This window comes from Dyella sp. SYSU CM1112, from assembly GCF_058216415.1.
Genome location: NZ_JBZEGI010000012.1, coordinates 98,726 through 124,093, shown reverse-complemented (window position 1 = coordinate 124,093; position 25,368 = coordinate 98,726). Strand labels below are relative to the sequence as shown.

Sequence of the window (25,368 nt, the reverse complement as noted above, 5' to 3'; positions counted from 1 at the left end):
TAGAGAGCACGTGAACCAGGTGGAAAAAGTCAATCTGCTCGATTTCGATCGCCAGGGGTTGCGTGAATTTTTCGCGCGACTTGGCGAAAAGCCGTATCGTGCCGAGCAGGTGATGAAATGGATCTATCACCACCTGGAAGACAATTTCGAAAACATGACCGATGTGGGTAAGGCGCTTCGCGCCAAGCTCGAGGCGGCTTGCTACATCGGTCCGCCCAAGACGCTCTTCGATAAGGGCGCCGTCGACGGTACGCACAAATGGCTGCTCGGCATGGACGGGGGCAATGCTGTTGAGGCCGTGTATATCCCCGAGCCGACCCGTGGCACATTATGCGTGTCTTCACAGGTGGGCTGTGGCCTTAATTGCCAATTCTGTTCTACTGCCACGCAGGGTTTTAACCGGAACCTGGCGACGTCGGAAATCATCGGTCAGATGTGGGTGGCGGCCAAGCATCTGGGGAATGTGACGCATCAGAATCGCCGCATCACCAATGTGGTGATGATGGGCATGGGCGAGCCCTTGCTCAATTTCGATAACGTCGTGACGGCCATGAGCCTGATGCGTGACGATCTTGGTTTCGGCCTGGCGTCCAAGCGAGTGACGCTGTCGACGGCAGGCTTGGTGCCGATGATCGACAAGCTGTCCGAAAGCATCGATGTTTCCCTGGCTGTATCGTTGCACGCTGCCAATGACGAATTGCGCACAGAATTGGTGCCCCTCAATAAGCGCTACCCGATTGCTGAATTGATAGCGGCTTGCCAACGCTGGATTGCGCGTAAGCCACGCACCTCCATTACGTTCGAATACACCCTTATGAAAGGGGTGAATGACCAGCCTGAGCATGCACGCCAGCTCATCAAGCTGATGCGCCGCCTGCCGACCTGCAAGGTCAACTTGATTCCATTCAATCCATTTCCAGGTACCCGCTTTGAGCGTTCGGAACCGGAAGTGATCCATGCATTCCAGACGCAGTTGCTCAACGCAAATGTTCTGGCCATGCTGCGCCGCACCCGCGGTGATGACATTGATGCCGCTTGCGGTCAACTTAAAGGCCAGGTGTTGGATCGGACCCGTCGCCAGGCCGAGTTCCGCAAGCGTTTGGATGAGGGGGTTGCTCATCATGTGGCGTAATCGCATCTGGCTTGGTGCCTGCTTGGTCATCACGCTGGCAGGCTGTCACCGTTCCATGGTCGTTCCACCCCCGCCTGCCGATCCGAAATTGCCGGAACAGACGAAGGCAGAAAAGGCACGGAGTGCAGCCGACGTGCATACGCGTCTCGCCCAGCACTACATCGAAATCGGTGATCTGCAGGGTGCGCTCGAAAAAGTGAAGATCGCGGTGACTGAGGATCCGTCCTATGCCCCCGCGCAAACAGTGATGGCTTACATCTACGAGCGCATTAACGATACGGCCAATGCGGAAGCTCATTATCGCCGTGCCGTTGAGCTGCAGCCGGATAAGGGTGATACCAACAATAACCTGGGACAGTTTCTGTGCCATGAAGGCAAGGCACAGGAGTCGCTGCCTTATTTCACCAAGGCTGTGGCCGATCCGTTCTATCAGACTCCGGATGTGGCGCTGACGAACCAGGGGGTATGTCAGCTTCGCTTGAATGATCGCGCTGCTGCTGAGGCCAGTTTCAGGCAGGCGATAACGCGTAATCCCAAGAATGCGGAAGCGCTGTTGCAGCTATCCGATCTGTTGTATCTCAATCACGATTACTTCAACGCCAGTGCTTTTTTGGAGCGTTTCGACGCGCTGGGTCGTCCCAGTCCCGGTTCGCTCAAGCTTGGTTACGAAATCGAATCTCACCTGGGCAACACGGATGCCGCCCAGAACTACAGTAAACGGCTGCTAAGCCAGTTCCCGGATTCGGAGCAGGCTCAGGCCCTCAATCAAACTGTACGCCCATGATTTCCGAGCAGTCCAATCCGGCGGAGCACGAGGTAAAGGCCTCTGACGCACCTGCCACGACCGCAGTGAACATGGATGAAAACGCTGCTGAGTTCCGTTTTCATGAGACCCCAGGGTTCGGTTCGCGCTTGCGCGCCGTGCGAGAGGCACGCGGCTTGGACCTTGAAACTTGCGGACATGCCCTGCGTCTTCCGATACGTGTGCTGAAGCAACTCGAAGGCGATGACTTCAGCGGCATCGATTACCAGATTTACCTTGGCGGATATATCCGTAAATACGCCCGTTATCTGGATATCGACGAGGTCGATATCGAAACGGTCGTTGCGCGGCTGAAGCCTAGTCAGCCACCGCTGGTGGCGACAGGTGGTGTCTCGCATTCGCGATATTTGCTCAATCGCTATGCGACTGCGGCGACTTATGTAGTGCTGACGCTTGTGATCGCTGTACCCACCGTTTGGCTGGGCATGCGCGGCACACTCTCCCACGACATGAGCCATCTGGCACCTTTGGATGCAGCGCCTGTCGCCCAGCAAGATGCGCCACCGGCTACGACTCCGGCACCCTCCGGTAATGCCACAAAGCCTTCTGCAGCGCCCCCCACTGTTGCTGGAGCGGCTGTGGCAAGTGCGCCCGCCACGACGACAGCGTCGACGGTGCGTCCTGCGGCCGAGCAGCCTTTGCTCGCTTCGATGGTGCCCGTTCCCAATCTCGACAGTGATGTCACCATGACGCCGCCCACAGCTACTACGTCAGCCGCGGTAACGGGCAGTGGCGCTCATAGCCTCAACCTGGATCTCCCAAACAGCAGCTGGGTTGAGGTCGTCGATAAAAATGGCGATCGTCTGGAATATGGCTTGTTGCCAGCGGGAACCAACAAAACGTACCGTAGCGATCAGCCCCTCGATGTGCGCATCGGCAATGCGGCGGGGGCACAGGTCAGCATCGATGGACAGGCGTTGACGCTCGATCCTTATCGTCACGCCAACGTGGCGCATTTCCGGGTCGATATTCAGGACGGCAAAGCTGTTCCAGCGGGCGCATAAGAGGCCTGCTTTCGGTCTTCCCGTTTGCCGGCGGCGACAGCGCAGGTAACAAGCCGGCGTCGTTCGTGGACGGTGGGCGGTATAGCCTTGTCCCCCCTGTGATCGGTTATGCTTGCACATTGCTTGCCGGCGTGGCGGTCAGTGTCGGCTGTCGCGGAATACGGCGCTCATACCCCTTTTTTGGCGCTCCCTGGCGTCTCTCCAGATACGGTGATTGCATGGCATTTGATGCTTACGACGACTACGAACAAAGTGAACGCGTTCAAAAGTGGCTGCGGCAGAATGGCCTGTCGATCGTTGTGGGTGTCATCATCGGCCTGATTGCCATCTTCGGATATCAGCAGTGGCGCAACCATCGGATGGCGCATCAGATGCAGGCATCCGGCCTGTACCAGCAGTTGCAGGGAGTCATTGATACAGGTGACGCCAATGCCATCGAGTTCCTGACCCAGGAATTGATGAAGGGCTATTCGGACACTCCATACGCGACGTTCGCGGTCAGTGATCGTGCACGCAAACAAGTGGAAGACAAGCAGCTGGACAAGGCGCTCGAGTCACTCGCATGGGCTGAACAGCACGCGCCGAGCCCCGAATTGAAAGCGCTTGTGGAGTTGCGCATTGCCCACGTGCAATTGGCCAAAGGCAATGCACAAGAAGCACTCAATGCGCTCGACCGGATGCCTGCTGACAGCTACGCCATCGAAAGCCAGGAACTACGCGGGGACGCGCTGGTCAAGCTTGGACGGCACGACGATGCCCGCAAGGCTTACAAGGCTGCCTTGAAGGCCATGGGTCCCGACGTACAGCATGACAATGAAGTGCAAATGAAAATCGACGATCTGGCCACGGCCGGGAAGCAGGGTGCATGAAACGTTTTTGGCTGATCGTATTGACTGGCTCGCTGGTCGCGCTTGCGGGTTGCCATTCCTTCAAGAAAGAAAACATTGAGCCGCCGACGCCGCTGGCCAAGAACTTCAAGCCAACCGTGCAGGTCACGAAGGTGTGGACAGCCAGGGTTGGGCACGGGGCGGGCGTAAGCGGCGTTCGCATGCGCCCGACTGTTGTCGATGGCGTGCTTTATGCCGCAAGCACGGATGGCGCGATTGCCGCCTACGATGCCAATAGCGGCAAAAAGCTTTGGGAGACCAAGCATCGCACGCACGGCTGGTTTGGCTGGGGTGACAAGAAGCGCCCGGATGCTTTCTATTCGGGAGGTCCGGCCGTTTCGGGTGATTTGCTGGTGATCGGCACGCTTGATGGCCATGTCTATGGCCTCAATGCCAAAGACGGCAGCCAGCGCTGGACGAGCACCCTGCCTTCCGAAGTCATCGACTCTCCAACCATCGCCGGCGCACTCACGCTCGTCCGTACGCAGGACGGCCGCGTATATGGCTTGGACAGCAAGACAGGTGAACGTCGCTGGGTGAACGATCAAGGCAATGTGCCGCTGCTGAGTTTGCGCGGTAATGGTCCATTGCTGGTGACAAACGGAGTGGTCTTCTATGGCAGCGACGACGGCAAGCTGGTTGCGTTGCGTGAAGACAATGGTGACAAGCTATGGGAACAGCAGTTGGCAAGCGGCGAAGGGCGCACCGACATTGATCGTATGAACGATGCTGATGGTGGCGTCGTGCTTGATGGCAGCACCCTGTATGCCTCGGCTTATCACGGTAACCTGACCGCCGTGGATGGCCCGAGTGGACGGCCGCTCTGGGCGCGTCCGTTTTCCACCTATACGTCACTGGCGATCAGCGGTAACAGTCTCTTCGGCGTGAACACGGATTCCCAGGTCTGGGCATTCGACAAGAGCAGCGGCGCCGACATGTGGAAGAACGACAACCTGAAGTATCGCTGGTTGACCGCGCCCGCTGTGCAGGGCGACTACGTCGTCGTTGGTGATATCGAAGGCTACGTGCATTGGCTGCAGACCGGTGATGGTGCCCTGGCTGCGCGCGAGCGTCTGTCCAAAAAGGCGATTCGTGCACAGCCAGTCGTGGCTGGCGACCTGGTGTATGTCGAGGACGCATTGGGCCATATCGCCGCTTATCGCCTCGGCACGAAATAATTGCCGGAATGATATTTTGTGCTGCCTGTCATCGCCCTGGTCGGTCGTCCCAACGTCGGTAAATCGACCCTATTCAACGCGTTGACGCGCAGTCGGGACGCCCTCGTGGCGGATATGCCGGGCGTCACACGAGATCGCCATTACGGCGTTTGCCGTGGCGGTCAACGCCCTTTCGTAGTCGTGGATACCGGAGGACTTTCCGGTATCGATCAAGGATTGGATGCGCTTACCGCGCAACAGGTACGTATCGCAGTCGGCGAGGCGCAGATCCTGGTCTTCGTGGTCGATGCGCGGGATGGTTTGCTGCCGCAGGATCGCAGCATTCTTGATGAATTGCGTCGCGCCGGCAAACCGATTGTTCTGGCTGTCAACAAGGTCGATGGCCTGGATCTGCAAACGGCCATGGCCGAATTTTCGGCATTCGGCCTGGCGCTTACCTTGCCGTTATCGGCGGCGCACAACCGCGGTACGGAAGATCTGATTGCGGCGCTGCTGCCGCTGTTGCCCGAAGACTCGCACGAGGAGCTTGCTCCGGAGGACGATGGCAGTGTGCGCGTCGCCATCGTCGGACGCCCCAATGCAGGCAAGTCGACGCTGATCAATCGCCTTCTGGGCGAAAACCGCCTGATCGTGTCCGATGTTGCGGGTACCACGCGTGATCCGATCCGCGTGCCACTGGAGCGTGACGGCAAGCGTTACACCTTGATCGATACGGCTGGTGTGCGACGCAAGGCGCGTGTGGAGGAGAATGTCGAGAAATTCAGCGTCATCAAGACGCTGCAATCGATGGCAGCGGCACAAGTTGTTGTCGTGATGATTGATGCGCGTGAAAACCTTGCTGATCAGGATCTCACCCTGATCGGGCATGTACTCGACGAGGGCAGGGCCTTGGTCATTGCCGTCAACAAGTGGGATGACATGGACGCCTACCAGCGCGAGCAATGCCACAAGGCGCTCGAACGACGGCTCGCCTTCGTCGACTGGGCAAAGCAGGTTTTCATTTCCGCACTGCACGGCTCAGGCTTGCGTGAGTTGATGCGCGCGATCGTACGGGCACATGCTGCCGCGACGCATGAACTGACGTCATCTGACCTTACCCGTACGCTCGAGCGCGCCTACGAGAGCTATCAGCCCCCCTTGGTCAGGGGGCATGCACCCAAGCTGCGATTTGCCCATCCAGGCGGCAACAATCCCCCTACCATTGTCATTCACGGCAGCCGTACCAAACACATCGCTCCCGCGTATCGTCGTTATCTGGAGAACTTTTTCAGGCAACGTTACAAGCTCGAAGGTACGCCTATTCGTATTGAATTTCGTGATGGCGACAACCCTTTCGCTGGGCGGAAGAATGTCCTAACCGAATCCCAGCAGCGTAAGCGCCAGCGCATGATTCGCGAAATGAAGCGGCGCGATCGCTGAGCTTTTGTTGCCTTATCCCGTGCGGAGGAGGGGCTTCGTCCGGCGAGTTACACTAAGTGGATGAACACATCTTTAGACCGCGAATCCTGGCTGGCAGACTTGCGTCAACGCGTGCCGGAAATTTCTCCTGCTGAAGCATTGGGCAAGCAGGCGCAGGGTGCGTTGCTGATTGACGTGCGCGAGGATAACGAGCGGGTTGCAGGATCGCCAGTCGGTGCACTGGCGTTGTCGCGAGGGTTTCTTGAACTTCGTATCGAGGATTACGAACCTAATCGCGATCGCGCACTGCTTGCTTTATGCGGCAGCGGTCGCCGCTCCTTGCTTGCTGCAGAGACATTGCAGCGCATGGGCTACCGTAATGTTGCATCGGTCGCAGGCGGTTTTGAGCGCTGGAAAAACGAAGGCTTGCCTATCAGTGCCAGTGAGTTCGATGCCGATTCGGTAGAGCGTTATGCACGCCAGCTGCGCTTGCCGCAGGTGGGAGAGGCCGGCCAGCAGAAACTTGGACAGGCCCATATTGCATTGCTGGGGGCAGGTGGACTGGGTGCGCCGGCCGCGCTGTACCTTGCCGCTGCCGGTGTGGGACGACTTACCCTCATCGACGACGATCGTGTCGAGCGCTCTAATTTGCATCGCCAGGTCATTCACGCCGATGCACGTGTTGGCATGGCTAAAACCGAATCGGCACGCATGACCCTGGCAGGGCTCAATCCTCGTGTGAAAGTGGAATTGCACAACGAACGCCTGCGAGCCGATAACGTGGAACGTCTCCTCGGCGGTCACGATTTGATTATCGATGGCGCCGATAATTTTCCGGCCCGTTATCTGCTCGCTGCCGCGACTCGCCGCTTGAACATGCCCATGGTTTATGGCGCAGTCGAGCGATTTACGGGCCAGGTGAGCGTATTCGATCCGCGCCACGGCGACTCGCCCTGTTATCGTTGCCTGTTCCCTGAGCCACCGGATGCTGCCGATGCTCCTAACTGCAGTGAGGCGGGTGTATTGGGGGTTTTGCCTGGCATCGTCGGTCTGCTACAAGCCACCGAGGCGCTGAAATTAATGCTGGGCATCGGCGAACCCTTGATCGGACGCCTGTTGTCGTTTGATGCCCTGGGTATGCGTTTTCGCGAAACGCGCTTGCCTCGCGATCCCGCGTGCCCGGGATGTGGCTCGTCAGCCGTATTTCGAGGTTACGAAGATATCGAGCGTTTCTGTTCCGCCCGTTGACCGCAGTACATGCAAACAAAGCATGGCGAGTCGTCGGATAAGCCGGGATAATGTGCATCATCAAGGCCAGGGCACACCATGAGCGCACGCATTCTCGACGGTAAACGTATCGCCCAGGAATTGCTGGACCGCATCGCCAAGCGCGTCAGCGAACGCAAGGCGCAGGGCAAGACGGAGCCCGGTCTTGCGGTGGTGCTGGTGGGGAATGATGCGGCGTCTTCCGTGTACGTGCGAAACAAGCGTAAAGCCTGTCACCAGGTAGGGTTTCGGTCCTTTGATTACGACTTGCCGGCCGCTACGACACAAGAAGAACTGTTCGCGCTAATCGACGAGCTCAATGCCAATCCGGCCGTCCACGGCATTCTCGTGCAATCTCCTCTGCCCAGGCATATCGATGAAGACGAGCTGGTCGATCGCATTGACCCCAACAAGGACGTAGATGGTTTTCAGGCTGTCAACGTAGGGCGTCTCGCATTGCGCCGTTTCGGCTTGCGACCCTGTACCCCCAAGGGAGTGATGACGTTGCTTGGCCATACAGATCGCCCCGTGCGTGGTCAGCATGCGGTCATCGTCGGCGTCTCCAATCATGTTGGTCGTCCGTTGGCGCTTGAGCTACTGATTGCGGGATGCACGACGACGTGCTGCCATCGCTTCACCCAGGGCTTGGAAACCTACGTCCGCCAGGCGGACATTCTCGTCGTGGCCGTGGGCAAGCCGGGGCTAGTAAAAGGGGAGTGGATCAAGCCCGGCGCAATCGTCATCGATGTGGGCATCAATCGGCTGGATGATGGGCGCCTTGTAGGCGATGTCGAATTCGATCCTGCTTTTCAACGTGCCAGTTGGATTACCCCGGTACCCGGCGGCGTGGGGCCGATGACCGTTGCCACCCTGATGGAAAACACGTTGGAAGCGGCCGAAGCGCGCGGCTGATTTTTCGCTGTTTAATGCTGGCTAAACGGAGGTGCCAGCGAAGCGGAAAAACGCCTGGATGTGGCACTGTTTTTGTCGGCGGCAGTCGCATTGGATATGGCTCACGCGTATAATCCTCTCTTTGCAGCGGGACTTAACGCATGCGCATCCTCGCCGAGGCCCTTACTTACGACGACGTCTACCTCGTCCCGGCCCATTCCCGGGTTTTGCCGCGCGATGTGGACACTTCCACGCGACTGACGCGGAACCTTCGACTGAATATTCCCATCGTGTCCGCCGCTATGGATACGGTTACCGAAGCCCGGCTCGCCATCACGATGGCTCAGAACGGCGGCATCGGCATCATCCACAAAAACATGACCGCCGAGCAGCAGGCTGCCGAGGTGCGCCTGGTGAAGAAATTCGAAGCCGGTGTCATTCGCAGTCCGATCACGGTCACGCCGCACACTTCGATCCGCGACGTACTTAAGCTCACCCGCGCCCACAACATTTCCGGTGTGCCGGTGGTGGAAGGGGAGCAGCTGGTCGGCATCGTTACCAGCCGCGATCTGCGTTTCGAGCGCAAGCACGATGATCCCGTGCGCAACATCATGACGCGCCAGGACAAGCTGGTTACCGTTAGCGAAGGCGCGAGTCAGGACGAGGTGCTGCAACTGCTGCACAAGCACCGCATCGAGAAGGTGCTGGTGGTCAACGACGCGTTCCAGCTGCGTGGTTTGATCACCGTCAAAGATATCCAGAAAGCGCGCGACAATCCGAACGCGGCAAAAGATGCACACGAGCGCTTATTGGTTGGTGCTGCAGTGGGCGTAGGCGGCGATACCGAGCAGCGTGTCGAAGCCTTGGTCGACGCCGGTGTGGACGTGATCGTGGTAGATACCGCGCATGGCCACTCGCAAGGCGTGGTCGAGCGCGCTGCCTGGGTGAAGAAGCACTATCCGCACGTGCAGTTGATTGCCGGCAATATCGTTACCGGCGACGCCGCCCTTGCACTGCGTGACGCGGGCGCCGATGCAGTAAAGGTGGGCGTAGGTCCAGGCTCGATTTGCACCACGCGCGTGGTCGCGGGCGTGGGCGTGCCGCAGGTCACCGCAATCGATATGGTTGCGACGGCCTTGAAAGATGACATCCCGTTGATCGCGGATGGCGGTATCCGCTACTCGGGCGACATTCCCAAGGCGCTTGCGGCCGGTGCATCCACGGTGATGCTTGGCTCCATGTTCGCCGGTACCGAGGAATCGCCGGGCGAAGTGGAGTTGTTCCAGGGGCGCTCCTACAAGAGCTATCGCGGCATGGGGTCGCTGGGTGCCATGGCACTGGGTTCCAAGGACCGCTACTTCCAGGAAGAAGCCGACGCGGACAAGCTCGTGCCTGAAGGTATCGAAGGCCGTGTGCCGTATCGTGGTCCGCTGCGCAACATCATCCATCAATTGATCGGCGGTCTGCGCGCCTCGATGGGTTATCTCGGCGCAGCCTCGATCGAAGATGTGCGTCACAAAGCCCAGTTCGTAAAAGTAACCTCGGCCGGTGTTACCGAAGCACATCCTCACGATATCCAGATCACGAAGGAAGCGCCGAATTATCGGCTGAATTCTTGATCGGAACGCTCTGGTTCTGCTCGTCGTTCCGGGAAAAGCCAAAGCCTGGTCGGCCAAGTATGTGAGGTGCATCGCGATAGATGTATCTCACGCGTGGTTTGCACTGCATCTTTTCAATGCCGGATGGTGATGAGCAGATGCCGCCTTCTTCTCGATTCTCCTGATTGTGCCGCCATGACCAATATTCACAGCGACAAGATCCTCATCCTCGATTTCGGTGCGCAGTACACCCAGCTGATTGCGCGACGGATTCGCGAGATCGGCGTGTATTGCGAGATCTGGGCCTGGGACCACAATCCTGCCGAGATTGCAGCGTTCGGTGCCAAGGGAATCATTCTCTCCGGAGGGCCGGAATCAACCACCGTGCATGGCGCGCCCAAGGCGCCGCAAGAAGTGTTCGATTCCGGCTTGCCGATTCTCGGCATCTGCTACGGCATGCAGACACTCGCCGCGCAGCTTGGCGGTGCCACGGAAGCGGCCGATGCACGCGAATTCGGGCATGCGCGTGTCGATGTCATTGCATCGGACGCATTGTTGGACGGTCTCAGCGATCACGATTCTTTCCAAGCCCTGGACGTATGGATGAGTCATGGCGACCACGTCGCCAAAGCGCCCCAAGGCTTCACGATTACGGCAATGACGGATCGCATTCCGGTCGCCGCCATGTCGAACGAAGCCAAGCATTGGTATGGCGTGCAGTTCCATCCGGAAGTGACGCACACCAAGCAGGGCACGACCTTGCTCAAGCGCTTCGTAACGGACATTTGCGGTTGTCGGACGCTATGGACGGCGGCACATATCATCGACGACCAGATTGCCCGCGTGCGTGAGCAGGTCGGCAAAGATCATGTACTGCTGGGCTTGTCGGGCGGAGTGGATTCTTCGGTGGTGGCCGCTTTATTGCACCGGGCGATCGGCAATCAACTCACTTGCGTATTCGTGGATACCGGATTGCTGCGCTGGCAGGAGGGTGATCAGGTCATGGCAACCATGGCCGAGCACATGGGCGTCAAGGTGATTCGCGTGAACGCCGCCGAGCGTTATTTCAAGGCGCTGGAAGGGGTGGCTGATCCGGAAGCCAAGCGCAAGATCATCGGTCGCTTGTTCGTGGAGATTTTTGACGAGGAGTCGGCCAAAGTCACTGCTGCCGGCAGTGGTCATGTGAAGTGGTTGGCCCAGGGCACCATCTACCCTGACGTCATCGAGTCGGCAGGCAGTAAAACCGGCAAGGCCCACGTGATCAAGAGTCATCACAATGTTGGTGGTTTGCCTGAGCACATGAAGCTCAAACTGGTCGAGCCATTGCGCGAGCTATTCAAGGACGAAGTGCGCCGCATTGGTGTGGAACTCGGTCTGCCGCGAGAAATGGTTTATCGCCACCCTTTCCCAGGACCGGGACTGGGCGTCCGCATTCTGGGCGAGGTGAAAGCCGAATACGCCGATTTGCTGGCGCGTGCCGATGCGATCTTTATTGAGGAACTGCGTAAAGCAGAGCTGTATGACAAGGTTAGCCAGGCTTTTGCGGTATTCCTGCCCGTGAAGTCCGTGGGCGTAGTAGGGGACGCGCGAGCTTACGAGTGGGTGATTGCGTTGCGTGCCGTTGAAACCATTGATTTCATGACGGCGCATTGGGCACCGCTTCCCTATGACTTCTTAGGGCTTGTTTCTAATAGAATTATCAATGAATTACGAGGTGTTTCTCGTGTTGTCTATGATATAAGTGGCAAGCCGCCCGCAACGATTGAATGGGAGTAACCCATTCAATGACTTACCATTTAGCCGCGAGCATGTGCTGAGTGGCTTGTTTTAAGAAAATCATATAACTCATTGAAATGGTTGAGGTCATCTCTGACGATCCCACGGCCGGCATCTTCAGTGCCGAAGATGAAGCCTTTATGCGTCGCGCCTTGCAGCTCGCCGAGCATGCACGCGATGCCGAGAATGAAGTGCCAGTAGGTGCCGTGCTGGTGCAAGACAGCCTGATCGTCGGTTTGGGCTGGAACCGCAACATTACCCTGCATGATCCGACGGCACATGCCGAGATCATGGCTTTGCGGGCGGCGGGCGAGAAAATTGCGAATCACCGCATTATTGGCGCCACCCTATTTGTCACGCTGGAACCCTGCGCCATGTGCGCGATGGCGCTGGTGCATGCACGTGTCGGGCGTGTCGTCTATGGCACGACAGACCCGAAAACCGGTGCGGCGGGGAGTGTCTTCGACACGCTGGTTTCCGATCGCCACAACCATCGCATCGATGTTCAAGGCGGCTTGCTTGCCGAAGAATCGGCCGTGCTTTTACGCGACTTCTTCCGCGCTCGGCGTTGATGTATCGGCAAGCAAAAACGCCAATGCCTCTGCGCAAGAGTGCTCCACTTTCAAACTCAATAATGGGTCGGCTCGCGTACGCCCCAGGTTGACTGCGGCAATCGGTTTGCCGGCTTTGGCGGCAGCATGGGCGAAGCGGTAGCCCGAAAACACCATCAACGACGAGCCCACCACCAGCATGGCGTCGGCGGCTTCCAGCGCCTGCATGGCAGCGGCTACGCGCTCACGCGGCACGTTCTCGCCAAAGAACACGACGTCCGGCTTCAAGATGCCTTGGCAATGGGGGCAAACGGGAACGGCGAACTGGCTGAAATCGATGCCATCCAGGTCTGCGTCGCCATCGGGCGCATCGCCAGCATCCAAGGCTGCCCAGCCCGGATTGAGTTCCAACAGGTTCTGCTGCAGAACAGAGCGGGGGAAACGATAGTCGCAGCCCATGCACCGCACCGTATCCAAGCGTCCGTGCATGTCCAACACATTCTGACTGCCGGCGCGTTGGTGCAGGCCATCTACATTCTGTGTAAGCAGCACTGTCAGCTTGCCCTGTTGCTCCAGCCGCGTCAGTGCGTGGTGAGTGTCGTTTGGTGTGGCGCTGCCAAAACGGCGCCAGCCAATCAGGCTGCGTGCCCAGTATCGTTTGCGCGTCAGCTCTTCGCCCATGAATGCTTGAAACGTCACGGGTTGCGCGCGCTTCCAGCCACCATCGGCATCACGATAATCCGGAATACCCGAATCGGTGCTGCAACCCGCACCGGTAAGAACAAACAAACGACGATGATTCGCCAGAAACGCCTGCAGCGTATGGCGATGTATATCGGGCAATGGGGTTTCCGCAAGCGTCATGAGATACCTCAACGTCTGGCGCGTTCCATTATGGCGCGATTCGATCGTGCGGCGCGGTTCGGCCACTCAAGTATTAACCGAAAAGAAAGCGCCATGGGATGAACCGATCACATGGTGCAAGCAGGTGTAAAATTCAAGTCAGGTAAGCAGGGCAGCGATAGATCGATCGCCAAGATGGCACATGGATGAATAGGATGCATTCGAGCAGGGCCTGACCCGAAGGAGGCATCATGTTCTCGCATATCCTGATTCCCACAGACGGTTCCGAACAGGCTATGCACGCTGCGGAAATGGGTATCGAATTGGCATCCCGGCTGGATGCCCGCATTTACACTTTTCATGTGCTCTCTCCGCTCGCGGCGGTAGCCTATTTCTCCGACGTTATCCAGCACGCCGAGGATTCCTACGTGGAGCGGGCCGTGGCGCGCGCGCAGGAGCGCTTGGCTGAAATTGAATCGATGGCGAAAGAAGCCGGCGTGGCGTGCCGTGGTGGATATGCCTTCGACCGACGCCCCTACGTCGCGATCGTCGGCGCGGCCAAGCGGGAGCATTGTGATCTGATAGTCATGAGTACACATGGCTACGCTACTTTGGACAGGCTGCTATTGGGCAGTGAGACGCACAAAGTATTGGGATGCTGCACCATTCCGGTATTGGTTTGTCATTGACGGATTGGCTGCATCGTTGCCTGTTGGATAGCTAGCGATTTCTTGGATCCGGCCAATAGCCCGGCTCTGCATCGAGCGCCTTGTATAAGGGCGACATGCTGGCGAAATGTGGAAGGTGTTGGACGACGCTGCGGAATACCTCGAAATCCTGGCGCCAGCCGAGTTGATCCGTGATCGCGGTGAGGCGCTTGATCTTCTCGCCGTATTTCTGGGTGCGGCGCTTTTTCATATCAGCCATGCGTCGTGCTTTGCGAAGAAATTCCAGTTGATATCGCAGATTTCGTGCACGCCGCCGCCACTGGTGATACGCCACCGCCGTCTGTAACGCCTCAGCGTTGTTATGAGCTCGTTTCATCTTGCGCCGCATTCGCTTGAGAACCTTCTTTGCCGAAGCAGGAGTGATGTCTTGCCACGGCAACGCGTTCAAGGCGTCGCTTAGGTGACGTGCCTCGGTACGTCGCTGGTGCCAATCAGGATCTTCTTCCAGCGCTTCACAGAGCAAGTCATCACTCTGTTTATCCAGAGCATCAAGTACATCCGGCGGCAGGCAAGTCTGGTGCGCGGGAGCTAGGAGCTTTGCCGTCGTCGAAGCAATATGGGCATCTCTTAGTGAAGAAAAGCTATGCACTAAGTGCTTCAAAGCAGGGACCAGATCTTTGGCAGTTGGCTCGAACGACAAAAAACGGAGCAAGTTGCGCAACCGTCGGCCTGATTTGCGTGCTGCATGAAGACCATCCTGGCGTTTCTTTTTCATCGCTAACGCGCGTTGCAGCGTACGGCATTCATGCGCTGCTAGCGCTCCCAGAGCGACACCCAAAGTCGGTGGGCTGAAATGCTTGGTCTCGTTCATCACCCAGGCCGCCTCCGGGAATGCTTACTCGTTCCGACCTGCTCCCATCATAGCTGCCCGGTGAAAATTCCAGGTGGAAGCCGGAGGTGGCGAATCGCAAGGTGCGAATGGCTGTGGCGACCTGGCGAACTCTTTAACGCCAGGTATACAAGTCGACCTCTGGCGCGTCAGTGGCTTTGCCCCACATCGAACAGCTGGAATTCCCGAATCCGTGCCGTGCAGACACTGGAGAGAATGTTCAGTCGTACCTTTGACGTTGTCACCGGCATGAAGTGATCGATTTTCATGTGTCCAATGGCTTCGGCCTTGGCGATGGGCGTCCAGGCATCATGCATCCATGCCTCGATCGCATACTTCTGGATGCATTGCCCATCATTCAACCACTCCATGCTGAGCGCATGATCGAAGGTGACGGGCTGCGCAAAATCCACTTCAAGGGCGGCATGCGCTGAGCCATCCGGAGCCGACCAGAATGTATCGCGATCACCATCCAGCGCCGCACTGATATTCGCGTCCGCGGGCAAGTGATTTCGCACCAGATTCTTGTCTGCACCATAACGTGCCTGGAGGGCAGCACCGAAGGCCTTGAGGCGTGCGACATCCGCTTCAGGTAGAAGGCCACGACGATTGGGCGCCAGTCCCAGCATCAACTGTCCACCACGACCGACGCTGTTCTCCCAGATATCCATCAATTCGGCGACGCTTTTGAGTGTCTTGTCGCTATCCGGATGCCAGAACCACTGGAGTCGATGCAGCGGTGTGTCTACTTCCACCGGGCGCCAGCGTAATTCGCCGTGGCGATCGATGACATTCCAGTTCTCGCCATGGATGTGGCCGTCTTCCTGGCCTACCCAGCGGATGTCGCCGTAACCGAACAATGCCACATCGGCAAACACCATTGTGTTGGGCTGATACGTACGCAGTTCTTCCATGTATTTCTTGAAGTTGTAGACATGGCCAACGCTTCCGGCGCCATCCAGCCACCATTCCACCAACGGTCCGTAGTTTTGAACCAGCTCGTCCATTTGCGCCATATAGAACTTGTCGTAAGCGGCCGGATCGCGGTAGCGCGGTTCGTGTCTGTCCCACGGGGAGAGATAGATGCCGAACGCCAGGCCTTCCTTGTGCGCAGCTTCTTCGGTCATCCGCACCAGGTCGCCTTTGCCATCCATCCACGGACTGCTCTTGACGGAGTAAGTGCTTTGCCCGGTGGGCCATAGTGCGAAACCATCATGATGCTTGGCCACCAGCAACATGTAGGTGGCTCCAGCCGATTTGGCCGCGCGTGCCCATTGATCTGGATTCACATGGTCGGGATTGAACACCTTCGGATCGGCAGTGCCGTCGCCCCACTCGCGATCAAGGAAGGTATTTGTGCCGAAATGCACGATGACGCCGAATTCGAGATCCTGCCAGTGAGTCTGCTGAGGCGATGGCTTGATGTCGGCAAAATTCTGGGCTGAGGCGTTGCTCGTGAGGAAAGCCGCAGACAGGACGGCGATCAGAGCAAATCGACGAATCGGCATCGTTTCAAACTCGCATAAGTTAATGGGCGTAAAAACGTCCAGAAGGACGAGGGGTGACTCAGGCCTGGCGAAGCGGTGTGCCAAATTACAATGCTTTGGAAATTTCCGTCGTGGCGTGGAGCAGGGCGCCAATCACGTCTTCCATTGTTTGCGCAGTGGTCTGCTGCTCGATATAAGGAATGGTAAGCGCGCACACAGCATGTCCATGCTGAAGCACCGGTGCAGAAAGATCGGTCACCGCATCCACTACATGACTGCGTTCGCAGGCATATCCGCGTGTGCGTAGCTGCGACAACAATTTGACCAGCTTCTTGCGTTCCAGTGCGGGCTCGTATCGAGCGATGCGATCCAGCCAGCGCTCACGAACCTCATCTTCCTGAAAAGCCAGCAAAACGTGACCTGAGCTGGATTGAGACATGGGGCGCCGATGTCCGACGCGTACGACCAGTGCCACTTCCCCTGGCGGATCCACGCGTGCGACGACCACAATCTGTTCGCCGGACGGCACGACAAGATGGCAAGCCTGCCCACTGGCATCGGCCAGCCGATGCATGACCGGCAATGCCGTCTCGATCACGCTTTTCACTGGCGGTTGCTCCATACCCATGCGAAATAACCTCGGGGTCACGGAGTAGCCGGCGTCGCCTTCGCCTCGAGTGATGTAATCGCGCTCTTCCAGCACTTGGAGCATGCGGAAGATTTCGCCGCGTGAACGCCCGACGCCTTCGGAGATTTCCGCGATGCTCAAGGGGCGATTGGAGCTGGCCAGGAGCTCCAGAATATCCAGCCCCTTATCCAAAGCAGGGGCGCGGTACTTGGGTGACGGATCGGACATCGTGTTTCCTATTCATGGTTCGACCGCGCCTCTTGCCCATTTCATCAGCATGTTGCGGCGCGACTTGTGCTATCAATGAATAACAGTTTCATATTTGCACAAGATGGACGGAGCGTCACGTAGCATCGAAATACCGACCGCCGACAGGTTTCCGAGCAGTTAGCCGCGTTGTGGGAGAAAAGGTGGACGTGCAGGCAGTGATAAACAATATCCGTGCACCCGCAGCCGATGCCACGGAAAAAGGCCGGCGCTGGCTTCCCCTGATACTGATCGTCAGCCTGTTCTTTCTTTGGGGTGGGGCCAACAACCTCAACGACGTGTTGATTGCGCAGTTCAAAAAAGCATTTGTGCTGAACGATTTTCGTGCCGGCCTGGTACAGAGCGCGTTCTATCTGGGTTACTTCCTGGTGGCCATGCCGGCGGGCATATACATGCGCCGCTTCGGTTACAAAAGTACCGTGGTATGTGGCTTGATGCTTTATGGCATCGGCGCATTGCTGTTCTGGCCAGCCGCATCCATCAATGCCTATAGCCTGTTTCTCGGCGCGTTGTTTGTGATCGCCAGTGGCCTCGCCTTTCTGGAGACTTCGGCCAACCCATTCGTGACCCTGCTGGGACCGGCCGAAACGGCCACGCGCCGACTCAACCTGGCGCAAGCGTTCAATCCCTTGGGATCGATCGCAGGCATCTTGATTGGCCAACACTTCATCTTTTCAGGTATCGAGCCAACACCGGCGCAAATCGCGGCGATGAGCACCTCGGCGCGCATGGCGTACTACGCGCATGAAACCCGCGCCGTGCAATGGCCCTATCTGATTATCGGCCTGGTGGTGTTGAGCTGGGCGATATTGATACTGAGCACACGCTTTCCCAAGAGTGCCGCGCCTGCTGTTGAGACAAGACTGGCAGGCCACGGCGTATGGAAGAAGCTACTGCGTGACCGATATTTCGTCGGCGCCTTGCTTGCGCAGTTCTTTTATGTCGGCGCACAAGTCGGCGTATGGAGCTATACCATTCGCTATGTACAGGCCACCATGTCCGGCACCTCGGCCAAGCTGGCTGCCAACTTCCTTACCGCTGAACTGGTGTGCTTCATGATCGGCCGTTTTGTCGGTGCTTTATTGATGAAATACGTGGCGCCCGTTCGATTGCTGCTGATATTCGCTTTGACCAATGTGCTACTGGCACTTTATGCGGTGACGTCGCCTGGTCACGGCGGTGCCTATGCCCTGGTGATATGCAGCTTTTTCATGTCGGTGATGTATCCGACCATCTTCGCCCTGGGCGTGGAAGGGCGTAGCGATGACGAGCGCAAACTCGGCTCGGCCATGCTGGTGATGACCATCATCGGCGGTGCCGTGTTGACGGCCCTGATGGGCTCGGTGTCCGATCACTCCACCATTGCAACGGCGATGGCGGTACCCGTGGCTTGTTTTGCAGTTATTGCACTGTTTGCCTGGCAAAAAAGGCGCTCCATGACACAGGGCGTGGCCTGATGCGGCGCTTCTACTACGCACTCGATCTCAAGGATGATGCAGAAGCCATTGCCGAATACGAGCGCTGGCATCAACCCGGTCATGTGTGGCCGGAAATCATTGCCTCGATCCGCGCTTCGGGTATCGAAGACATGGAAATTTTCCGTACCGGCAACCGATTGGTAATGGTTGTGCAGAGGGCGGCCGATCATGATCAAAACCCTGCGCGAGAAAGCGGGGGCACCGATGCCAACACGCAAGCATGGGAACAGTTGATGGACCGCTACCAACAGCGCCTTCCATGGGCCGAAGCAGGCCAAAAATGGGTGCCGATGAGCTGTATTTTTTCGCTCAAGCAAGCGCTTGCTGCGATCTGACTGATCCGGGTCAAACCCCTTTCCTGCTTGCGTCGCACCTCGGCACTGCGCGTATCGCTCCCTCCACTGGGCGATGCCTGCTAACGGCATCGAACGTCTGCGCTTCCCACTTGGGTATTGAGGATATTGAGCACACCTTCCGGAGGCTTGTGCCAGATAATGTCCGGAGTGATTCGACGCACATCGGTTTGCCCGGTCAGCGCCATGCTGACACTGAGTTCCCGGCGGATCAGCTCGATGGCTTTGGTCACGCCAGCTTCACCCAGTGCCCCCAATCCATAGAGAAACGCTTTTCCGATCAATCCGGCATGTGCGCCGTAGGCAAGTGCCTTGAGCAAGTCCTGTCCACTCAGAATGCCGCTGTCGAACAGCACTTGCGTACGATCGCCGACCGCCTGGACGATGGAAGGCAGCACGTCGATAGTGGCGGGCGCCCCGTCCAGTTGGCGGCCGCCATGATTGGAAACCACGATCGCGTCGACGCCGTGTTCCGCGGCGATGCGTGCATCGCGCGGGTCGAGAATGCCTTTGATGATCAGCTTGCCGGGCCATGCCTCGCGGATCCATTCCAGATCCTTCCATTCGAGGGTGGGATCGAACTGATTGGCAATCCACTGGGCCAGCGTAGTGAGGCTATCGGTATTCGCGATACGGCCCTGCAGATTGCCAAAAGAACGGCTAGGTGCCCGTAGCATGCTCCATGCCCAGCGTGGTTTGCTGAGCATGTCAAAGAGATTGCTGAAGGTGATCTTCGGCGGCACGGAAAGGCCGTTCTTGATCTCGCGATGACGTTGCCCTTGCACGGTAAGGTCGGCGGTGAGCATCAGGGCAGAACATTCGGCTGCTTTGGCGCGTTCGATCAAGTCACGCGTAAAGCCGCGGTCGCGCATCACATAGACCTGAAACCAGAAAGGTGTCTCCACCGTGGCGCGCACCTGTTCGATCGAACAGATCGAGACAGTGCTCAGGCAGAACGGTATGCCTGCCTTGACCGCAGCACGCGCGGCAAGTATTTCGCCGCTGCCGTGTTGCAGGCCGGTGAGGCCGGTAGGGGCGAGCGCGAGAGGCATCGACACCGGCTGGCCCAGGATGTCGGTATTCAGCGAACGATTGTCCACATTGCGCATCACCCGCTGCCGCAAGGCAATGCGTTCGAACGCGGCGCGATTGGCGCGCAGCGTGACCTCATCATAGGAGCCGCGATCGGCGTATTCGAAGAAGGCGCGCGGCACGCGCCGCTTGGCCAGCGCACGCAGATCGGTAACGTTGGTGATGGGAGCGGTCATGGCGTACTCGCGATCAGGGGTTAGGGTGCTCCAATAGGCTCGTGCCATGCCGGGCCATCCGGATAGCGATAATGCGCCAGCGTGCCCGCATGCATTTCAGCGGAAAACCCGGGCGCTTGCGGTGCCATGTAATGGCCGTTGCGCACCACCACGGGATCGACGAAGTGCTCGTGCAGATGATCCACATATTCGATGGCGCGGTCGTCTTTTTTGCCGGTAATCGCCACGAAATCGGCCATGGCCAGGTGTTGCACCAATTCGCACAGACCGACACCGCCCGCGTGCGGAAAAACGCGCACGCCGAACTTGGCGGCCAACAGCAGGATCGCGAGATTTTCGTTGACACCGCCCACGCGTGCAGCATCGATCTGCACCAGGTCGACCGCGCCGGCCTGGAAAAGCTGCTTGAACATCACTCGATTGTGGGTGTGTTCGCCGGTAGAAATCGGGACGGGGGCGACCGCGTGCCGAATCGCAGCATGGCCGAGAATGTCGTCCGGACTGGTGGGCTCTTCCGCCCACGCCAATGGCACGTTAGCGAGGCGACGCAGCCACGTGATCGCATCCCGCACATCCCAGCGCTGGTTTGCATCTACTGCGATAGCAATATCCGGCCCTAGTGTTTCACGGGCCAGCCGGCAACGACGTACATCGTCCTCCACACTCAGGCCGACCTTTAGCTTGATGGTGCGAAAACCTTCCGCGATCGCCTCGCGCGCCAGACGTAGCATTTTCTCGTCGGTATAGCCCAGCCAGCCGGGCGAGGTGGTATAGGCCGGATAACCTTCGGCCAGCAACTGCGCGATGCGTTTGGGTTTATCGTTGGCGCAGGCCTGCAGCATGGTCAACGCTTCATCGGGCGTCAACGCATCGGTGAGATAACGGAAATCGATCGTAGCCACCAGTTGCTCAGGCGTCATATCAGCGATGAAGCGCCACAACGGCTTTTCCGCCAAACGCGCCGCAAGATCCCAGGCGGCGTTGATCACGGCGCCGATCGCCATATGCATGACACCCTTTTCGGGCCCCAGCCAACGCAACTGGGAATCGTCGATCAAGCGCCTCGAGAAACCGCCAAGATCGCCGACAACGTCACTAAGCCTCATGCCCACGACATGATCAGCCAGCGCGTCGATGGCTGCTTTCTGTACATTGTTGCCGCGGCCGATAGTGAAAGCCAGCCCATAGCCCGCCAAGTCTGGCCGATCGGTATGCATCACCACATACGCGGCGGAGTAATCCGGATCAGGATTCATGGCATCCGAGCCATCCAGTTCGCGTGACGTGGGGAAGCGAACGTCATGGGTCTCCAGCGCCGTGATCCTGGTCATGCAGCGATCGTCCTTGAATCCAAAGGATGAAAGGCTCGCCGCCGTCATGCGTTCGGCTTTCCGTGCGATGCTTCATTGGGATGCGCGCGAACCTGCTGGCGTTGCCTGCCTAGGCCATCGATGCCGAGTTCGATCACGTCGCCAGGGCGCAGGTAGATGGGCGGCTTTTGCCCCAGACCGACGCCAGCCGGTGTACCCGTGCTGATTACATCGCCGGGCAGCAGGGTCATATAGCGGCTGATGTGGCTAACCAACTGCGCCACACCGAAGACCATCGTCTGCGTGTTGCCGTTCTGGTAGCGGTGCCCGTTTACCTCCAGCCACAGCCGAAGGTGTTGGGGATCGGGCACTTCGTCGGTGGTGACCAGCCAAGGGCCAAGCGGACCAAACGTATCGCAGCTCTTGCCCTTCACCCATTGCCCGCCATGATCGAACTGGAATGCGCGTTCGGAAAGATCATTGACGACGAGGTAGCCGGCCACATGCGCAAGGGCATCTTCGACACCAACGCTGCGTGTGGTTTCGCCGATTACGACGCCAAGTTCCACTTCCCAATCCGTCTTCACAGAGTTTTCGGGAATGATCACATCGTCGTTCGGACCCATGATGGCACTCGTAGCCTTCATGAAAATCACCGGTTGCTCCGGTACCGGAGTATGAGTTTCCGCAGCGTGTTCGCGGTAATTCATCCCAACACAAATCAACTTGCTTACGTGCGCCACTGGTGACCCATAACGAGGCGCACCAGTCATCAGCGGCAACGTGCCTGGATCGATCGCGGCAAGGCGTGCACGTCCCTGTCGGCCAAGCGTTTGCGCATCGATGTCGGGAATAATGGAAGACAGATCGCGCAAAGCGCCGGCGGCATCCACCAGACCGGGCTTTTCCCTGCCGATGGCACCGTAACGAACGAGTTTCATGGCGTTCCTTTCGTCAAGAGTTGGACCAGCCGCCATCCACGATGTGGACGGTGCCAGTGGTGAAGGCGGATTCGTCGGAAGCGAGATGCAGTGCCAGTGCAGCGATCTCTTCCGGCTCACCCAAGCGTCCCATCGGTTGGCGTTGGATGAAGCCGCGCCAGTTGGCTTCCTCATCACCGCCTAGCGCGCGTACACGCTCACCGAGTGAAGGTGTTTTCACCGTGCCTGGGCAAATGGCATTGCAGCGGATGCCCCGCGACACGAAATCTGCGGCGATAGAGCGCGTGAGACCGATGACGGCAGCCTTGGTCGTGCCGTAGGCAAAACGATGGGGCACGCCCTGGATGCTGGACGCAACCGACGATATATTGATGATGCTGCCTGCGCCGCGCTCCAGCATTCCTGGAAGAACTGCCTTGCAAAGCCGGAACATGCTGTCCACATTGATCGCGAACGAACGCCGCCAACTCGACTCGTCGGTATCCAGGATCGTGCCTGCATGCACATAACCGGCGCAGTTGAACAATATGTCGAAGGCATGGCCTTCCTGTACTAGTGCTTGAATCTGTTCGGGCTGCGTGACATCGAGAACGCGAGAGGATATCGAAGACTCTTCATCCGTAAGTCTGTTCAGTGCTTCAGCATCGATGTCGGTGGCCAGCACCTTCGCTCCTTCTTTCGCAAAAGCGAGGGCGGTGGCGCGGCCGATACCGACACCCGCCGCCGTGATCAGCGCATATTTGCCCGAAAGGCGTCCGCTCATGCATGTGTCTCCTTGCTTCGCGCTTTACCTTGCGCAGGGTGGAAAGTCATTGCGTACTCTTTGTTTCCGGACATTCGATGTTCAGTGCATAGAAACGCACAGCATTTTCAGCGAATACGGCTGACTGCGATCCGGAGGCGTAGCGCTCAGTCAGACGCATGGCCAACTTCAGCCAATGTGTGTAGTCAGCATGCGTGGTCAACACCGGCCAGTCGCTTCCCCATATCAGGCGTTCGGCGCCAAACCGAGCGAAAAGGGCACCCACATAAACCTCGATGGCCTCTTCATGCGCGGGCTGGTCAAGCAAGGTGAGCAAGCCGGAAAGCTTGCAATGAAGCTGGGGGTGCTGGGTCAACCGGTCCATCCAATCGGCCCATTGTCCGAAGCTGCCCTCACTTATCGCTGGTTTGGCGGCATGGTCCAGCACGATATTCAGACGAGGATGTCGGCGCAGTCGATGCAAAAGCGCCGGCAGTTGTGGCATGCCAACCAGCGCATCGAAGGCGAGGCCGCGCTCCTGGATGCAGTCGAAAGCGCTATCGAGGGAAGGCTTCGCCAGCCAGTCCGGATCGAGCAGGTCTTGCGCCATGGGACGCAATCCGCGCAACAGGCCGCCACCATCACACATCAAGCTATCGATGCGCGCATCGATGTCGTCAGCTTCCATGTCCACCCAGCCGACCACACCCGCGACAGCGGGATCCTCATGCGCCAATCTAAACAGATAGCGCGTTTCATCTTCGGTGGGCGCTGCCTGTACCAAGACGCAAAACTGCACGCCTGCAGCAGCTCGTTGTTGGCGGAGATCCTGCGGCAGGAAGGCGCGTTGCAATGACGCCGCTGCATGGGCAAGCCAACCGTAATCGTTCCGCCGCGGCTCCCAGTAATGCTGATGTGCATCAACGATGATCACGGCGTCGGAACGTTATCCTGCAGCAACTTGGCCTCACGCAAGGTACGCCATGCGTCGGAAGGAACCCGTGCCTGGATGCGTGCCACGGCCTGATCGACTTCCATGACGGAACGCAGTCCGCATACCACGCTCGCGACGGCTGGATGCGCTAGCGGAAATTGCAATGCCGCAGCCCCGACGTCGGTATGTGTGCGGGCGAGGATGTCATAAAACTGCTGCGCCCGCGCCCGCGTTGCCTCGCCAGCAGGTCTGTAGTTGTAGAAACGGCCAGGGCCTGCTTCACTGCCAAGAAGGCCGGAATTGTAGGGGGCCGCCGCGAGTACCGTGATGTCATGCATGTGTGCTTGCGCCATCACTTCTCGACTGTGTTGTTGCTCGAAAAGCGTGTAGCGGCCCGCCAGCATGATGGTGTCGAGAGGGAAGCGTGGAATCACTTCCAGGCATACGGCTTCTTCATTGACACCCATGCCGATGGCTCGGCATGCGCCTTGCGCGCGAAGCTCTGCCATCGCCGGCAAGGCCTCATCCAGGGCTTGGCGCATAACACTCGCATGATTCACACCATGAGTCAGCGCACCGATATCGTGCAGCAGTAACACATCGATACAATCCGTCTGCAGGCGCTTCAGGCTAGCCTCGAATGAACGCAGCACGCCATCACGACTGTAGTCAAAGTATGCACGGCGACCGTCGACCATGAAGCCGTCGCGGTGATCGGTTTGTCGGACATCCACTTCGATGAGCCGCCCAACCTTGGTGGAGAGCGTAAAGCTCTCGCGCGGAAATGCCTGGAGCGCGGTGCCGAGCCGTGCCTCACTCAAACCGTAGCCGTAATAGGGCGCCGTGTCGAAATGCCGGATGCCACATCGCCAAGCGTGTGCGAGGGTGGTGATAGCGGAGTCGTCATCTACCGATTCATAGAGATTGCCGATCGGCGCGCCTCCGAAAGACAGGCGCGAGAACAGCCACGGGTGCGGCCGAGTCGCGACGTGATCGGTATCCGGTCTGGCCATTGATTGCGTCATTCGCTCTCACGGTGACTTTTCAAGCTCTCAG

General features: G+C 58.3%; 24 protein-coding genes. 14 read left to right on the top strand and 10 right to left on the bottom strand.

The features are described 5' to 3' along the window. The first annotated feature begins 10 nt into the window (after positions 1-10). The 11 genes from rlmN (at position 11) to tadA (ending at position 12,525) form a co-directional block, all read left to right on the top strand. Positions 11-1,132, top strand: coding sequence for a dual-specificity RNA methyltransferase RlmN (gene rlmN, locus AC4HNJ_RS16550; RefSeq protein ID WP_490480701.1), 1,122 nt, complete (start codon positions 11-13; stop codon positions 1,130-1,132). Continuing rightward, positions 1,122-1,916, top strand: coding sequence for a type IV pilus biogenesis/stability protein PilW (pilW, locus tag AC4HNJ_RS16545; RefSeq protein ID WP_490480700.1), 795 nt, complete (start codon positions 1,122-1,124; stop codon positions 1,914-1,916). The genes rlmN and pilW overlap by 11 nt, the downstream gene beginning before the upstream one ends. Further along, entirely contained in the window at positions 1,913-2,959 is a 1,047-nt protein-coding gene (locus AC4HNJ_RS16540; protein WP_490480699.1) for a helix-turn-helix domain-containing protein, read from the top strand. The genes pilW and AC4HNJ_RS16540 overlap by 4 nt, the downstream gene beginning before the upstream one ends. A gap of 119 nt (positions 2,960-3,078) precedes the next feature. Beyond that, positions 3,079-3,828 (top strand): YfgM family protein, encoded by a 750-nt coding sequence (locus AC4HNJ_RS16535; RefSeq protein ID WP_490480698.1) that lies wholly within the window; start codon positions 3,079-3,081, stop codon positions 3,826-3,828. Further along, the gene (bamB, locus tag AC4HNJ_RS16530) at positions 3,825-5,024 is read left to right on the top strand and encodes an outer membrane protein assembly factor BamB (RefSeq protein ID WP_490480697.1); all 1,200 of its coding nucleotides are present in this window, start codon (positions 3,825-3,827) and stop codon (positions 5,022-5,024) included. Before AC4HNJ_RS16535 ends, bamB begins: the two co-directional genes overlap by 4 nt. Before the next feature lie 18 nt (positions 5,025-5,042). Further along, positions 5,043-6,443 (top strand): ribosome biogenesis GTPase Der, encoded by a 1,401-nt coding sequence (der, locus tag AC4HNJ_RS16525; RefSeq protein WP_490480696.1) that lies wholly within the window; start codon positions 5,043-5,045, stop codon positions 6,441-6,443. 60 nt (positions 6,444-6,503) lie between these two features. Further along, positions 6,504-7,670, top strand: coding sequence for a molybdopterin-synthase adenylyltransferase MoeB (moeB, locus tag AC4HNJ_RS16520; RefSeq protein ID WP_490480695.1), 1,167 nt, complete (start codon positions 6,504-6,506; stop codon positions 7,668-7,670). A gap of 78 nt (positions 7,671-7,748) precedes the next feature. After that, positions 7,749-8,600, top strand: coding sequence for a bifunctional methylenetetrahydrofolate dehydrogenase/methenyltetrahydrofolate cyclohydrolase FolD (gene folD, locus AC4HNJ_RS16515; RefSeq protein WP_490480694.1), 852 nt, complete (start codon positions 7,749-7,751; stop codon positions 8,598-8,600). Positions 8,601-8,740: 140 nt separating this feature from the next. Next, on the top strand, positions 8,741-10,198 hold the full coding sequence (gene guaB / locus AC4HNJ_RS16510) for an IMP dehydrogenase (RefSeq protein WP_490480693.1): 1,458 nt from the start codon (positions 8,741-8,743) through the stop codon (positions 10,196-10,198). Between the two features lie 174 nt (positions 10,199-10,372). Continuing rightward, positions 10,373-11,953: a glutamine-hydrolyzing GMP synthase gene (gene guaA, locus AC4HNJ_RS16505; protein ID WP_490480692.1), complete on the top strand. Its 1,581-nt coding sequence runs from the start codon at positions 10,373-10,375 to the stop codon at positions 11,951-11,953. 77 nt (positions 11,954-12,030) lie between these two features. Continuing rightward, positions 12,031-12,525 (top strand): tRNA adenosine(34) deaminase TadA, encoded by a 495-nt coding sequence (tadA, locus tag AC4HNJ_RS16500; protein ID WP_490480691.1) that lies wholly within the window; start codon positions 12,031-12,033, stop codon positions 12,523-12,525. Here tadA and AC4HNJ_RS16495 read toward each other — a convergent pair. Next, positions 12,496-13,368, bottom strand: coding sequence for an NAD-dependent protein deacetylase (locus tag AC4HNJ_RS16495; RefSeq protein WP_490480690.1), 873 nt, complete (start codon positions 13,366-13,368; stop codon positions 12,496-12,498). The two genes, tadA and AC4HNJ_RS16495, sit on opposite strands and share 30 nt — an antisense overlap. Positions 13,369-13,598: 230 nt before the next feature. Here AC4HNJ_RS16495 and AC4HNJ_RS16490 point away from each other — a divergent pair, with 230 nt between their 5' ends. Beyond that, on the top strand, positions 13,599-14,036 hold the full coding sequence (locus AC4HNJ_RS16490) for a universal stress protein (protein ID WP_490480689.1): 438 nt from the start codon (positions 13,599-13,601) through the stop codon (positions 14,034-14,036). Positions 14,037-14,067: 31 nt separating this feature from the next. On the opposite strand, the gene AC4HNJ_RS16485 is transcribed toward AC4HNJ_RS16490, so the two are convergent. From AC4HNJ_RS16485 to AC4HNJ_RS16475, 3 genes are all read right to left on the bottom strand, one after another. Beyond that, positions 14,068-14,886, bottom strand: coding sequence for a CHAD domain-containing protein (locus AC4HNJ_RS16485; RefSeq protein WP_490480688.1), 819 nt, complete (start codon positions 14,884-14,886; stop codon positions 14,068-14,070). Positions 14,887-15,053: 167 nt separating this feature from the next. Further along, the gene (locus AC4HNJ_RS16480; RefSeq protein ID WP_490480687.1) at positions 15,054-16,412 is read right to left on the bottom strand and encodes an alpha-L-fucosidase; all 1,359 of its coding nucleotides are present in this window, start codon (positions 16,410-16,412) and stop codon (positions 15,054-15,056) included. Between the two features lie 85 nt (positions 16,413-16,497). Then, positions 16,498-17,247 carry an IclR family transcriptional regulator gene (locus AC4HNJ_RS16475; RefSeq protein ID WP_490480686.1) on the bottom strand — a complete coding sequence of 250 codons (750 nt, stop codon included), beginning with the start codon at positions 17,245-17,247 and terminating at the stop codon, positions 16,498-16,500. Positions 17,248-17,444: 197 nt separating this feature from the next. On the opposite strand from AC4HNJ_RS16475, the gene fucP reads away from it, so the two are divergent. Then, entirely contained in the window at positions 17,445-18,743 is a 1,299-nt protein-coding gene (gene fucP, locus AC4HNJ_RS16470; RefSeq protein ID WP_490480733.1) for an L-fucose:H+ symporter permease, read from the top strand. Continuing rightward, on the top strand, positions 18,743-19,099 hold the full coding sequence (locus tag AC4HNJ_RS16465; protein WP_490480685.1) for an L-rhamnose mutarotase: 357 nt from the start codon (positions 18,743-18,745) through the stop codon (positions 19,097-19,099). The genes fucP and AC4HNJ_RS16465 overlap by 1 nt, the downstream gene beginning before the upstream one ends. An 80-nt stretch (positions 19,100-19,179) precedes the next feature. Here the strand turns inward: AC4HNJ_RS16465 and AC4HNJ_RS16460 are convergent, their stop codons facing one another. From AC4HNJ_RS16460 to AC4HNJ_RS16435, 6 genes are read right to left on the bottom strand one after another with little or no spacing between them, the layout of a single operon-like run. Beyond that, a complete protein-coding gene (locus AC4HNJ_RS16460) occupies positions 19,180-20,385 on the bottom strand; it encodes an alpha-hydroxy acid oxidase (RefSeq protein WP_490480684.1) in 1,206 nt (401 codons plus the stop codon). 20 nt (positions 20,386-20,405) lie between these two features. Further along, positions 20,406-21,716: an L-fuconate dehydratase gene (locus tag AC4HNJ_RS16455; RefSeq protein WP_490480683.1), complete on the bottom strand. Its 1,311-nt coding sequence runs from the start codon at positions 21,714-21,716 to the stop codon at positions 20,406-20,408. A gap of 44 nt (positions 21,717-21,760) precedes the next feature. Further along, positions 21,761-22,636: a fumarylacetoacetate hydrolase family protein gene (locus AC4HNJ_RS16450; RefSeq protein WP_490480682.1), complete on the bottom strand. Its 876-nt coding sequence runs from the start codon at positions 22,634-22,636 to the stop codon at positions 21,761-21,763. Positions 22,637-22,649: 13 nt separating this feature from the next. Next, positions 22,650-23,399, bottom strand: coding sequence for an SDR family oxidoreductase (locus AC4HNJ_RS16445; protein ID WP_490480681.1), 750 nt, complete (start codon positions 23,397-23,399; stop codon positions 22,650-22,652). Positions 23,400-23,445: 46 nt separating this feature from the next. Beyond that, positions 23,446-24,312, bottom strand: coding sequence for an amidohydrolase family protein (locus tag AC4HNJ_RS16440; RefSeq protein ID WP_490480680.1), 867 nt, complete (start codon positions 24,310-24,312; stop codon positions 23,446-23,448). After that, positions 24,309-25,325 carry an aldo/keto reductase gene (locus AC4HNJ_RS16435; RefSeq protein ID WP_490480732.1) on the bottom strand — a complete coding sequence of 339 codons (1,017 nt, stop codon included), beginning with the start codon at positions 25,323-25,325 and terminating at the stop codon, positions 24,309-24,311. The genes AC4HNJ_RS16440 and AC4HNJ_RS16435 overlap by 4 nt, the downstream gene beginning before the upstream one ends. Positions 25,326-25,368: the final 43 nt, after the last annotated feature.

Excerpts from the sequence above, each read along its gene's own strand:
- AC4HNJ_RS16450 (WP_490480682.1), bottom strand. The coding sequence starts at position 22,636 with ATGAAACTCGTTCGTTACGGTGCCATCGGCAGGGAAAAGCCCGGTCTG.
- pilW (WP_490480700.1), top strand. The coding sequence starts at position 1,122 with ATGTGGCGTAATCGCATCTGGCTTGGTGCCTGCTTGGTCATCACGCTG.
- AC4HNJ_RS16460 (WP_490480684.1), bottom strand. The coding sequence starts at position 20,385 with ATGACCGCTCCCATCACCAACGTTACCGATCTGCGTGCGCTGGCCAAG.
- guaB (WP_490480693.1), top strand. The coding sequence starts at position 8,741 with ATGCGCATCCTCGCCGAGGCCCTTACTTACGACGACGTCTACCTCGTC.
- moeB (WP_490480695.1), top strand. The coding sequence starts at position 6,504 with ATGAACACATCTTTAGACCGCGAATCCTGGCTGGCAGACTTGCGTCAA.
- AC4HNJ_RS16475 (WP_490480686.1), bottom strand. The coding sequence starts at position 17,247 with ATGTCCGATCCGTCACCCAAGTACCGCGCCCCTGCTTTGGATAAGGGG.
- AC4HNJ_RS16445 (WP_490480681.1), bottom strand. The coding sequence starts at position 23,399 with ATGAGCGGACGCCTTTCGGGCAAATATGCGCTGATCACGGCGGCGGGT.
- AC4HNJ_RS16435 (WP_490480732.1), bottom strand. The coding sequence starts at position 25,325 with ATGGCCAGACCGGATACCGATCACGTCGCGACTCGGCCGCACCCGTGG.
- AC4HNJ_RS16465 (WP_490480685.1), top strand. The coding sequence starts at position 18,743 with ATGCGGCGCTTCTACTACGCACTCGATCTCAAGGATGATGCAGAAGCC.
- AC4HNJ_RS16485 (WP_490480688.1), bottom strand. The coding sequence starts at position 14,886 with ATGAACGAGACCAAGCATTTCAGCCCACCGACTTTGGGTGTCGCTCTG.
- AC4HNJ_RS16540 (WP_490480699.1), top strand. The coding sequence starts at position 1,913 with ATGATTTCCGAGCAGTCCAATCCGGCGGAGCACGAGGTAAAGGCCTCT.
- AC4HNJ_RS16490 (WP_490480689.1), top strand. The coding sequence starts at position 13,599 with ATGTTCTCGCATATCCTGATTCCCACAGACGGTTCCGAACAGGCTATG.
- AC4HNJ_RS16480 (WP_490480687.1), bottom strand. The coding sequence starts at position 16,412 with ATGCCGATTCGTCGATTTGCTCTGATCGCCGTCCTGTCTGCGGCTTTC.
- AC4HNJ_RS16495 (WP_490480690.1), bottom strand. The coding sequence starts at position 13,368 with ATGACGCTTGCGGAAACCCCATTGCCCGATATACATCGCCATACGCTG.
- bamB (WP_490480697.1), top strand. The coding sequence starts at position 3,825 with ATGAAACGTTTTTGGCTGATCGTATTGACTGGCTCGCTGGTCGCGCTT.
- guaA (WP_490480692.1), top strand. The coding sequence starts at position 10,373 with ATGACCAATATTCACAGCGACAAGATCCTCATCCTCGATTTCGGTGCG.
- folD (WP_490480694.1), top strand. The coding sequence starts at position 7,749 with ATGAGCGCACGCATTCTCGACGGTAAACGTATCGCCCAGGAATTGCTG.
- AC4HNJ_RS16455 (WP_490480683.1), bottom strand. The coding sequence starts at position 21,716 with ATGACCAGGATCACGGCGCTGGAGACCCATGACGTTCGCTTCCCCACG.
- tadA (WP_490480691.1), top strand. The coding sequence starts at position 12,031 with ATGGTTGAGGTCATCTCTGACGATCCCACGGCCGGCATCTTCAGTGCC.